This window comes from Duganella kummerowiae (assembly GCF_053572355.1).
In genome coordinates this window covers 22,411-32,536 of the sequence record NZ_JBKFEH010000012.1, presented here as the reverse complement: position 1 = coordinate 32,536, position 10,126 = coordinate 22,411, and the positions used below count along the sequence as shown (strand labels likewise).

The window sequence follows — 10,126 nt, the reverse complement described above, 5'->3', positions numbered from 1 at the left end:
ATGGCGTCGTTGCCGCTCCTTGCCGTGCAGGCGCACTGTCTGCGTCGCGGCGCCTGGCCCTGCTCATTTTGAAACGGCTTCCTAATATCGGCTGCGCCTCCTGGGTTCGTGCAATAATCTGCCGCACCTCATGCCGGAGACCATGTCCGATGCCCTATCGCCGCTTGTGTACCGCCCTGCTGTATTGCGCCCTGCTGGCGGCGGGGGCGGCGCGCGCCACCGACACCATCCCACTGCTGGTCGGCGACACCCTGGACGAGCAAGGCAGGCAAAAACCGCTGGCCACCTGGAAAACCCAGCTACTGGAAGAGGTGGAGCGCACCGCCGGCGTCAAGTTCGTGCTGCGCCGCTATCCCTGGGCCCGGGCCGAGCTGCACGCCCGCAATGGCGACGGCCTCATCCTCGGCCTGCCGCGGACACCGGAACGCGAACGCGTGCTGCGCTATTCCGACCTGGCGGCCGTCAACACCCTGTGGCTGGTCACCCGCAGCGACGCCACCTTCCCCTTCCACGGCATCGCCGACTTGGGCGGCAAGCGGGTCGGCATCGTGCGCGGCTTCAGCTACGGCGAGGAATTCGAACGCGCCAAGCAAAGCAAGCTGTTCCTGCCCGACGAGGATATCGCTTCACGCGGCACCCGTCTGCTGCGCCTGATGCTGCGCCGCACCGACGTGGTGCTGCTGTTCCAGCCCGGCAGCCAGGACGCCAAAACGGTGGAAGCGGAAATCAACCATTACATGGGCGAGCGCCTGAAAAGCATAGGCGTAGCGGCCAATGCCGGCTACGCCGTACTGCCCACGCCGCTCATGACCGACAGCGGCGTGTATTTCGCCATCGCGCGCGACAAGGATCATGGCATGATAGACCGCATCAACGCCGCCCTGGCCCGGATGCGCAAGCCGCGTCCGCCAAATTAAATTTTCCCAAAGCCCCAGCAGGAGGACGCCGCCACGGAAAACACCCCCTTATCCAGCCCCAAGTCACACGATAATATTTTGTGTTTTTAGCGATAATCGCTTTTTCACTCAGACGGGAGACAGAATGGATTTCAAGCTCATCGCCGCCACGGCGCTGCTCAGCGCAGCCGCCTGCGCCGGCGCCCAGGAAACGGTGGTCAAGATCGGACACAGCGGCCCCTTGTCCGGTCCGCAGGCCTTCTCCGGCAAGGACAATGAAAACGGCGCCCGCCTGGCGGTCGAGGAACTCAACGCCAAGCCCATCACCGTGGCCGGCAAGAAGCTAAAATTCACGCTGCAGTCCGAGGACGACCAGGGCGATCCCAAGGCCGGCGTGGCCGCCGCCCAAAAGCTGATCGACCAGGGCGTGAAATACGTGGTGGGGCCGTACAACTCGGGCGTGGCCATCCCCGCCTCGCGCGCCTACAACGACGCCGGCGTGCTGGTGGCCACCGTGGCCACCAATCCCAAGATCACCCTGGCCGGCTACAAGGGCCTGTTCCGCGTCAACGCCAGCGATACCCAGCTGGGCTCGAAAATGGCCCTGTACGCCGCCAAGGAACTGAAATTCAAGACGGTGGCCGTGATCGACGACCGCACCGCCTTCGGCCAGGGCGTGGCCGAGGAATTCAAGAAGCAGGCCAAGGCCTCCGGCATGACCGTGGCCGGCCACGAGTTCACCACCGATAAGGCGTTCGACTTCACCGCCATCCTGACCAAGCTGAAAAACAAGAAGGTGGACGCGATCTTCTTCGGCGGCTACGCGCCCCAGGCCGCGCCCATGGCGCGCCAGATGAAGCAGCTCGGCATCAGCGCCAAGCTGCTGGGCGGCGACACCATCTGCACCGCCGAAATGGGCAAGCTGGGCGGCGACGCCGTCGGCGACAACGTGCTGTGCTCGCAGGGCGGCGCGGTGCTGGACAAGGCCGACGCCGGCCCGGCCTTCAAGGCCAAGTACAAGGCCCGCTACAAGCAGGACCCGGACGTGTATGCGGCAGCCTACTACGACGCCGTCATGATGTACGCCCAGGGCATGCAGCAGGCCGGCACCACCGATCCGATCAAGGTCGGCGTCTCTGTCGCCTCCGGCAACTACAAGGGCGTGGCGGGCAACTACTCGTTCGACATCCATGGCGACATGAAGCAGTCGCCGGTGACCATCTACACGTTCAAGAATGGCCAGCCGCAGCCGCTGACCAGTTATTGATTCCGCAGCGCCAGCAGATGGTCAAAGGCGTCGCGCGCCCCGGCGCAAGCCTGCTCCACCTGCTCCGGCGTGGTTACCGCCGCCGTCAGGCCGGCCAGGAACTGCTTCCAGCGCGGCCCCGGTCCCTCCGGCGCGCCGCGCAGGTAGGCCAGTGGATGCGGCGCCAGCCGCGCCGCCAGGCGCTTGTGCAGCACCGCCCCGCCCAGCTGCGATCCCTCCAGCACATAGGCCACGCCCCAGCGGTAGGCGGCCGGCGCCTGCGCCGGCCATGGCTGCGCATCAGGCGGGAAAGCGGCGCCGCGCAGGCCGGCAAAGGCGGCATCCTCGAGGTCGGCATCGATCAGGCCCAGGTAATCGCGGCCCGGCGCCGCCTGTGGACCGTCGTGAAAGCCGGCCTGCCAGCGCGCCAGGGGCGCCAGCCAGGCACGCAACAGCAGCAGGTGCTGGCGGTAGTCGGCCAAGGTAGGCGCCTGGTCCGCCAGCGGCAGGCTGCTGTCCAGGCGCGCATGGCGCTCGCCGGTGGCCTCGCGCAAGGCCGCCAGCACGTCTACAATTCCCATAATCAATAATTCCTACAATAAATTCCTATGGCCCGATTGTCACACAGCCGGGACCACCGGCGCGCACCGTAGGATACTCATCAGCAAAGCAGGCCCGGGCTCGGGTAGAATTCTTAGCGATTCTTCCACTTGCTGGTCCGACGCACCGATGACACATGACTGACGCAACCCCCGCCGCCTGCTCGGTGCTGCTGATCGACGACGAAACCCTGTCCGAGGACCTGATCGCGCACCGCCTCAGCGGCCATGCCGACATCCAGCTGACCTATGACAGCCATGCCGAACGCGCCCCGGGGCTGGCGCGCGAATGCGCCGCCACCGTGGTGCTGGTCGACCTGCGCATGCCGGGTCCGGACGGCTTCGAGGTGATCGCCCTGCTGCGCGCCCAGCCCGACACCGAGCACCTGCCCATCATCCTGCTGTCCTCCGAGGACGATGCCGACGCCAAGGCGCGCGCCTTCGCTGCGGGCGCCAACGACTATCTGGTGAAATGGCCGGACGCGCGCGAGCTGGCGGCCCGCATCCGCTACCACAGCGGCGCCTACCTGGCGCGCCGCGAACGCGACGCCGCCTTTCTGTCGCTGCGCCTGCGCGAGGAAGAACTGCGCCTGAGCCAGGCCGCCCTGCATCAGGCCCAGAAAATGGAAGCCATCGGCCAGCTGACCGGCGGCGTGGCGCACGACTTCAACAACGTGCTGCAAATCATAGGCGGCAACCTGCACCTGCTCAAGCTGACCGGCGGCGTCAACGCGGCCGGTCAGGCGCGCATCGAGGCGGCGCTGGGCGGGGTCGAACGCGGCGCCCGGCTGGCGGCCCACCTGCTGGCCTTCGCGCGCCGCCAGCCGCTGCACAACACCGTGGTCGACCTGGCCGCCGTGCTGCACGAAATGGAAGACATGCTGTCGCGCGTGCTGGGACCGCGCGCCCTGGTGCACACCGAGATCGCGCCCGACCTGTGGCGCACCATGGTCGATTCCAGCCAGCTGCACAACGTCATCCTCAACCTGGCCATCAACGCGCGCGACGCCATGAGCGAAGGCGGCGTGCTGACCATGCGCGCCTGTAACCTGGCGGCCGGCTCGCCGCGGCTGGGCGAGGTGGGCGACGGCGACTACGTGCTGATCGAGATCGCCGACACCGGCTGCGGCATGCCGGAGGATGTGCGGCGGCGCGCCTTCGAGCCCTTCTTCACCACCAAGCCCACCGGCCACGGCACCGGGCTGGGACTGAGCATGGCCTATGGTTTCGTCAAGCAGTCGGGCGGCGAGATCACCCTGTCCAGCCAGGAGGGCGCAGGCACCACGGTGTCGATCTTCCTGCGCCGCAGCCTGGGCGAGGTGGCGCACGAGGAGCACGCGCCGCCGCCGGCCGAAACGGGCTTCGAAACCATCCTGGTGGTGGAAGACGAGGACGACGTGCGCGCCGCCACGGCCGGCATGCTGTCTGCCCTGGGCTACCAGGTGCTGGAGGCGGCCAGCGCCGACCAGGCGGCGCGGATGATAGAGGACGGCGCCGCCATCGACCTGTTGTTCACGGACGTGATCATGCCAGGCCGGATGAGCAGCCTGGAATTGAGCGAACTGGTGCACCGCACCCTGCCCGAGGCCCGGATCCTGTTCACCTCGGGCTATGCGGAAGGCGTGCTGGTACACGATGGCAAGGTCAGGCGTGGGATCAGCCTGCTGCAAAAGCCCTACACGGCCGACGCCCTGAGCGCCCGCATCCGCCACCTGCTGCGCCGGCGCGGCGCGCGGCCGGACCTGATCAGTTCGAGGGCTTGATGTAGCGCTGTGAACCCGGCGGCGGCTCGTTGAGCACCGCCCAGAACACACCGAGGTCGGAGATGGCGCGCACGAATTCCTTGAATTCGACCGGCTTCACCACGTAGGCGTTCACGCCCAGCTCGTAGCTGCGCACCAGGTCCTGCTCTTCCTTGGATGAGGTCAGCATCACCACCGGCATGCTTTTCATGCTGGGCGTGGAGCGTATGCTGGCCAGCACTTCCAGGCCGTCCACCTTGGGCAGCTTGAGGTCCAGCAGCACCACGGCCGGATTGCCGACGTCGCGGCCGGCGTAGGCGCCCTTGCAGTGCAGGTAGTCCAGCGCCTCGGCGCCGTCGCGCACCACGATGACCTCGTTGGCGAGCTGGCTGCGCTCCAGCGCCACCAGTGTCAGTTCGAGGTCATTGGGGTTGTCTTCGACGAGCAATATGGGTTTCAGCATGTGGTTCAATCCGTTGCGATATGGTCCGGGATGGCGAAATGGAAGGTGGCGCCCTCGTTGGGCGCGGAATGCGCCCATACCCGGCCGCCGTGGCGCTCGACGATGCGGCGCACGTTGGCCAGGCCGATGCCGGTGCCGTGAAAATCTTCCATCCTGTGCAGCCGCTGGAACACGCCGAACAGCTTGTGCACATAGTCCATGTTGAAGCCGACACCGTTGTCGGCCACCTCGAACACCGTTTCACCCTCGCCCCGCTTGGCGCTGACGCGGATCACGGCCGGGTCGCGCTGGGCGCTGAACTTGACGGCGTTCGACAGAAGATTGTACACCGCCAGCTGCAGGAAGTTGGGATCGCCGGTGATTTCCGGCAAGTCGCCTATGCGCCAGTCGATGCGGCGCTGGCCCACTTCCAGCCCCAGGCGCTCGACGCAGGTGCGCACCATCTCGTTCATGCTGAAGCGCACCGGCCGCAGCGAGGCCCGCCCCATCTGGGAAAAACTGAGCAGGTCGTCGACCAGCTTGCCGGCCAGCCGCGCCGCGTCCTTGATATTGGTGAGGAAGCGCATGCGGCGCGCGGTATCCTCGCTGCCGCCGGTTTCCAGCAGCAGGTCGGAAAAGCCGACGATGTGGCGCAGCGGCGCGCGCAGGTCGTGCGACACCGAATACGAAAACGCTTCCAGTTCCTTGTTGGCGCGGCCCAGGCCCTCGGCCAGGTCGGCCATCTGCTCGGCGCGCTCCAGCGCGATGCCCAGGAGCGCGGTGCGGAACTCCAGCGCCAGCTGCAGCTCGCCCTCGCGCCACGGCGCGCTGTGGCCATGGATGGTCTGGCGCCAGCTCTGGAAGCTGGTGCGCGGGCTGAGGTGCCGGTGCTCGGCCGATTTTTGATCCGGGCGCCCGGCCCAGTCGATGGTGCTGACGATCTCGGGCCGGAACCACAGCAGGTAGTGCGGGTGGATACTGGAAATCGGCATGGCCAGCAGGCCGCTGGCCTGGCGCGCATAGGCGGCCGCCGGCGGGAACTGGCTCGCCAGGTGCTCGGTGTGGAACAGGTCGCCGTGGCCGGAGGCGCCCAGCCAGGCCACCAGCTCGCGCACCTGGCCGTCGTCCGGGGTGTCGCCAAAGCTGAAGGTACGGTCCTGCACCACGATGGCGACGCCGCCGGCGCGCCCGAACTGCAGCAGCTCGGGCAGCACGCTGCGCAGGTTCTCGATGAAGTCCGAGCCCTGGGTCAGGCCGGCCAGCATGGCCACCATCACGCGCCGCACCTCGAGGCGGAATTGCAGCTCGTCCGCATCCTCGCGGTTCTGGATGCGCAGCGCCAGGATCTGGCCCAGCTGCTCGCACACGGCGCGCTGCTGGCAGCCGATGTGGCGCGGCTGCGCATGGTGGCAGGAGATCATCCCCCACAGCCGGCCCTTGATCACCAGCGACACCGACATCGAGGACAGGGTGCCCATGTTGCGCATGTATTGCAGGTGCACCGGCGATACGCTGCGCAGGATGGCGTGCGACAGGTCGTTCGGCTGGCCGCTCAGCGGATTGTGCCCCGGCACCAGGGCCGACGGCGTGTAGTTGGCGTCCTGGATCAGGCGGATGCGGTTCAGCAAATACAGCTCGCGCGCCTGGCGCGGGATGTCGCCGGCCGGGAAGCGCTGGCCCAGGTAGCTGGGATAGCCGTCCTGCAGCGATTCGGCCAGCACCTGGCCGTGGTCCTCGCGGTCGAAGCAGTACACCAGCACGCGGCCGTAGCCGGTCAGGGCGCGGATATCGTCGGCCGCCAGCTGGCACAGTTCCTCCACGGTGTCGGCGTCGCTGACCTTGCTGAGGAAGTCGCCCACCACCGGGTACAGCCCGTGCAGGAGGGCCGCCCCCTCGGCGTCCGGCGCGGCCGGCTCGAATTCCAGCACCCGCAGGCCGTCGTAGGCGTGCGCCAGCACCTCGTATTCAGTGCCGCCCAGGCGCACCGTGGCCAGGTGCGAGGGCCGCTCGCGCCAGCGGTGTCCGGCCATGGCGCGCGCCAGCGGTGCGGCGGCCTCGCCCAGCACCTGTTCCAGCGGCCGGCCCAGGGCCTGCTCCGGGGCCAGCCCGGCATGGGAGGCCAGGTTGTCGCTGGCTTGCAGGACTTGGGCGTGCTGGTCCAGCGCCAGCAGGAAGCCGTGCGGCTGTATGCTGCCGGGGTAACGGATCGGCTCCTGGTCGCAGCCGGCCTGCAGTTGTGGGCTCAATGGTTGGGTCATGGCGCTTGGAAAACCGGCGCGCGGACCGCGCAGCCGCAGGGAACTGTAACGCACGCATTCTACCGTGGCGGCGCGCGCCGTGGCGGACAGTTCATTGCAATTGTAATTCCCAGTAAGCGACATCGATCCAGCGCTCGAACTTGCGCCCCACCTGGCTGAAGTGCGCCACCTTGCGGTAGCCCAGGCGCTCGTGCAGGGCGACGCTGGCCTCGTTGGGCTGGGCGATGCCGGCAATGGCCATCTTCAGGCCGCGCTGGCGCAGCTCGTCCAGCAGGGCGCGGTACAGCGCGCCGCCCACGCCGCGGCGGGGATAGTCGGGCGACACGTAAACACTTGTTTCAACGGAGAAACGATAGGCGCTGCGCACCCGCCACGGCGTAGCGTAGGCGTAGCCAACCACCTTGCCGTCCAGCTCATGGACCAGCCAGGGCAGCCGGGCCGTGACCTCGGCGATGCGGCGCGCCATCTCCGCCGCCGCCACCGGCGCCTCTTCGAAGCTGATGGTGGTGGTGGCGATGTAATAACTGTAGATGGCCGCGATGGCGGCGGCGTCGGCGGCGGTGGCGGGCCGTATCATGCCTGCTTCCTCATGTCTGCTTCATCCTTGTTTCCCCGTGCAATATTGCCAAATATCATAGCATGCAAGCGGGCTACGGCCCTGCTATCCGGCTGCTACAATTCCTGCTGAACTCACGAAACCAGGGACACGATGAACACAACAGGATGGGCGCACGTCACGCTGGACAACTGCGCCGATGAACCCATCCATATTCCCGGCAGTGTCCAGCCCCATGGGGCGCTGCTGGCCTGCGACGGCGCCGGCGCCCTGCTGGCCTGGAGCGTCAATGCGCCCGCCCTGCTGGGACTGGCCACGGCACCCGGCGTGGCGCTGGACGCGCTCGGCCTCCCAGGCGCCGCCCTGGAGCTGGCGCAAGCCTGCCTGCGGGACATGGAAGACGGGGTCACCCCGCCCTCGGCGCTGGAACTGGACCTGCACGGCGCCCGTTTCGATTACATCGTGCACGGCTATGGCGGGCGGCTGCTGCTGGAATTCGAGCGGCGCGACGTCCCCAGCGACGCGGTGGCCGCCTTCGCCCTCAAGGCCCATGCCGCCATCGACCGCCTCAAGCGCCAGAAAACCCTGGACGGCATGCTGCAGCTGGCCACCGGGCAGGTGCGCGCCATCACCGGCTTCGACCGCGTGATGGCCTACCGCTTCCACGCCGACGACAGCGGCGACGTGGTGGCCGAATCGCGCCGCGAGGACCTGGAACCCTACCTGGGGCGGCGCTACCCGGCCAGCGACATTCCGGCCCAGGCGCGCCGCTTGTACATCCTCAATACCCTGCGCCTGATCGCCGACGTCGGCTACACCCCGGCGCCGCTGGCCGGGCGCGCCGGCGAGGCGCCGCTGGACATGAGCTACGCGGTGCTGCGCAGCGTCTCGCCCATCCATATCGAGTACCTGAAGAACATGGGCGTGGGCGCTTCCATGAGCGTGTCCATCGTCGTCAACGGCGCGCTGTGGGGCCTGATTGCCTGCCACCACATGGGGCCGCGCCAGGTGCCGTACTCGGTGCGCATGGCGATCGACGTGCTGGCCCAGGTGCTGGCCTCCGCCGTGCAGACCCTGCAGGCGCGCGAGCGCGCGGTCCTGACCGAGCGGGCGGCCGAGGTGCGCACCCGGGTGATCGAGGCGCTGCTGCACACCGACGACGCGCTGCGCACCCTGGCCGGCCATGCGGACGCGCTGGCGCAATCGCTGGACGCGGTGGCGCTGGTGTTTACCCAGTACGGCAAGGTGCTGGTGCACGGCGCCATCGACGCGGCGCTGGCCGGACGCATGGTGCAGACCCTGCCGCCGGCCGGCGACGAACTACTGCTGCGCGGCGCCGAGGGCGATTGGCCGGAGGCGCTGCGCGCCGGGCTGGGCGGCTGGGTCGGCATGCTGGCCCTGCCCTTCGACCCTGCCACGGCGGGCTGGGTGATCGCCCTGCGGCGCGAACAGATACAGTCCCTGCGCTGGGGTGGCCGGCCCGAGAAGGACATCAAGCATGGCCCGCTGGGACCGCGCCTGACCCCGCGCGGCTCCTTCGACGAATGGCGCCAGACCGTACGCGGCACGGCCGAGGCCTGGGACGAGACGCACCTGATCATCGCGCGCCAGATGCTGGCCGAGATGCACCGTGCCAGCATGTCCAAGCACATCGAGACCGACCGCGCCCGCGCCCAGCTGCTGGCCATGCTGGGCCACGACCTGCGCGGCCCGCTGCACTCGATCAGCATGGCCGCCACCGTGCTGCGCCATGGCGGCGCGGCCGACACGGCCAGCAACCGCATCGAAGCCTCCAGCAACCGCATGGCGCGCCTGATCAGCCAGGTGCTGGACATGAGCCGCATCAATGGCGGCATCGGCCTGGGCGTGAACAGGCAGCCGGTGGACCTGGCGACCCTGCTGCGCGACCTGGTGGAGGAAAGCCGGGCCTCGCATCCGGCCGCCGCCATCGAACTGGCGCAGCCGGACAGCCTGATGGTGCAAGCCGACGCCGACCGCCTGCTGCAGGTGCTCGGCAACCTGCTGAGCAACGCCCGCCACCACGGCAGCGGCGGCCATCCGGTGCGGGTCGAGCTGGAGGCCGGCGAGGACGAGGTCCGCATCGCGGTGCGCAATGTGGCCCCGCCCATTGCCGAGGACTTGCTGCCCACCCTGTACAGCCCGTTGAAGCGCAGCTCGGTCGGCAACCTGCGCAACCGCGGCGGGCTGGGGCTGGGCCTGCACATCGCCCAGCAGATCGTGCAGGAACACGGCGGCACGCTGGCCTACCGCTACGACGATCCGCACGTGGTGTTCGAAGTGCTGCTGCCGCGCGCCTGAGAAGCCGCCGCGAGCTGGCCATGGCGCCGTTGCGGCGCACCGCTTGTTATGGCGACCCTAAGAACCCG

8 protein-coding genes are annotated in these 10,126 nt (G+C 68.3%); 4 read left to right on the top strand and 4 right to left on the bottom strand.

Annotation, left to right across the window (positions count from 1 at the left end; all coding sequences use genetic code 11):
* Positions 1 to 149: 149 nt before the first annotated feature.
* Both ACLB1G_RS17885 and ACLB1G_RS17880 read left to right on the top strand, forming a co-directional pair.
* Positions 150 to 917 carry a substrate-binding periplasmic protein gene (locus ACLB1G_RS17885; protein WP_491628593.1) on the top strand — a complete coding sequence of 256 codons (768 nt, stop codon included), beginning with the start codon at positions 150 to 152 and terminating at the stop codon, positions 915 to 917.
* Positions 918 to 1,041: 124 nt separating this feature from the next.
* Positions 1,042 to 2,163 carry a branched-chain amino acid ABC transporter substrate-binding protein gene (locus tag ACLB1G_RS17880; RefSeq protein WP_491628592.1) on the top strand — a complete coding sequence of 374 codons (1,122 nt, stop codon included), beginning with the start codon at positions 1,042 to 1,044 and terminating at the stop codon, positions 2,161 to 2,163.
* Here the strand turns inward: ACLB1G_RS17880 and ACLB1G_RS17875 are convergent.
* Positions 2,157 to 2,723 carry a biliverdin-producing heme oxygenase gene (locus tag ACLB1G_RS17875; protein WP_491628591.1) on the bottom strand — a complete coding sequence of 189 codons (567 nt, stop codon included), beginning with the start codon at positions 2,721 to 2,723 and terminating at the stop codon, positions 2,157 to 2,159. The genes ACLB1G_RS17880 and ACLB1G_RS17875 overlap by 7 nt on opposite strands.
* A 155-nt stretch (positions 2,724 to 2,878) precedes the next feature.
* Between ACLB1G_RS17875 and ACLB1G_RS17870 the strand changes: the two genes are divergently transcribed.
* Positions 2,879 to 4,504 carry a response regulator gene (locus tag ACLB1G_RS17870; protein ID WP_491628590.1) on the top strand — a complete coding sequence of 542 codons (1,626 nt, stop codon included), beginning with the start codon at positions 2,879 to 2,881 and terminating at the stop codon, positions 4,502 to 4,504.
* On the opposite strand, the gene ACLB1G_RS17865 is transcribed toward ACLB1G_RS17870, so the two are convergent.
* The 3 genes from ACLB1G_RS17865 to ACLB1G_RS17855 form a co-directional block, all read right to left on the bottom strand.
* Positions 4,488 to 4,946 carry a response regulator gene (locus ACLB1G_RS17865; RefSeq protein ID WP_491628589.1) on the bottom strand — a complete coding sequence of 153 codons (459 nt, stop codon included), beginning with the start codon at positions 4,944 to 4,946 and terminating at the stop codon, positions 4,488 to 4,490. The two genes, ACLB1G_RS17870 and ACLB1G_RS17865, sit on opposite strands and share 17 nt — an antisense overlap.
* A gap of 5 nt (positions 4,947 to 4,951) precedes the next feature.
* Positions 4,952 to 7,183 carry an ATP-binding protein gene (locus ACLB1G_RS17860; RefSeq protein WP_491628588.1) on the bottom strand — a complete coding sequence of 744 codons (2,232 nt, stop codon included), beginning with the start codon at positions 7,181 to 7,183 and terminating at the stop codon, positions 4,952 to 4,954.
* A gap of 91 nt (positions 7,184 to 7,274) precedes the next feature.
* Positions 7,275 to 7,760 (bottom strand): arsinothricin resistance N-acetyltransferase ArsN1 family B, encoded by a 486-nt coding sequence (locus ACLB1G_RS17855; RefSeq protein ID WP_491628587.1) that lies wholly within the window; start codon positions 7,758 to 7,760, stop codon positions 7,275 to 7,277.
* Positions 7,761 to 7,892: 132 nt separating this feature from the next.
* Here ACLB1G_RS17855 and ACLB1G_RS17850 point away from each other — a divergent pair, with 132 nt between their 5' ends.
* A complete protein-coding gene (locus ACLB1G_RS17850; protein ID WP_491628586.1) occupies positions 7,893 to 10,058 on the top strand; it encodes an ATP-binding protein in 2,166 nt (721 codons plus the stop codon).
* Positions 10,059 to 10,126 lie beyond the last annotated feature (68 nt).

What these genes read in the sequence shown, in the direction of transcription:
- ACLB1G_RS17880 (WP_491628592.1), top strand. Translation starts at nt 1,042, where the DNA reads ATGGATTTCAAGCTCATCGCCGCCACGGCGCTGCTCAGCGCAGCCGCC.
- ACLB1G_RS17875 (WP_491628591.1), bottom strand. Translation starts at nt 2,723, where the DNA reads ATGGGAATTGTAGACGTGCTGGCGGCCTTGCGCGAGGCCACCGGCGAG.
- ACLB1G_RS17855 (WP_491628587.1), bottom strand. Translation starts at nt 7,760, where the DNA reads ATGATACGGCCCGCCACCGCCGCCGACGCCGCCGCCATCGCGGCCATC.
- ACLB1G_RS17865 (WP_491628589.1), bottom strand. Translation starts at nt 4,946, where the DNA reads ATGCTGAAACCCATATTGCTCGTCGAAGACAACCCCAATGACCTCGAA.
- ACLB1G_RS17870 (WP_491628590.1), top strand. Translation starts at nt 2,879, where the DNA reads ATGACTGACGCAACCCCCGCCGCCTGCTCGGTGCTGCTGATCGACGAC.
- ACLB1G_RS17885 (WP_491628593.1), top strand. Translation starts at nt 150, where the DNA reads ATGCCCTATCGCCGCTTGTGTACCGCCCTGCTGTATTGCGCCCTGCTG.
- ACLB1G_RS17860 (WP_491628588.1), bottom strand. Translation starts at nt 7,183, where the DNA reads ATGACCCAACCATTGAGCCCACAACTGCAGGCCGGCTGCGACCAGGAG.
- ACLB1G_RS17850 (WP_491628586.1), top strand. Translation starts at nt 7,893, where the DNA reads ATGAACACAACAGGATGGGCGCACGTCACGCTGGACAACTGCGCCGAT.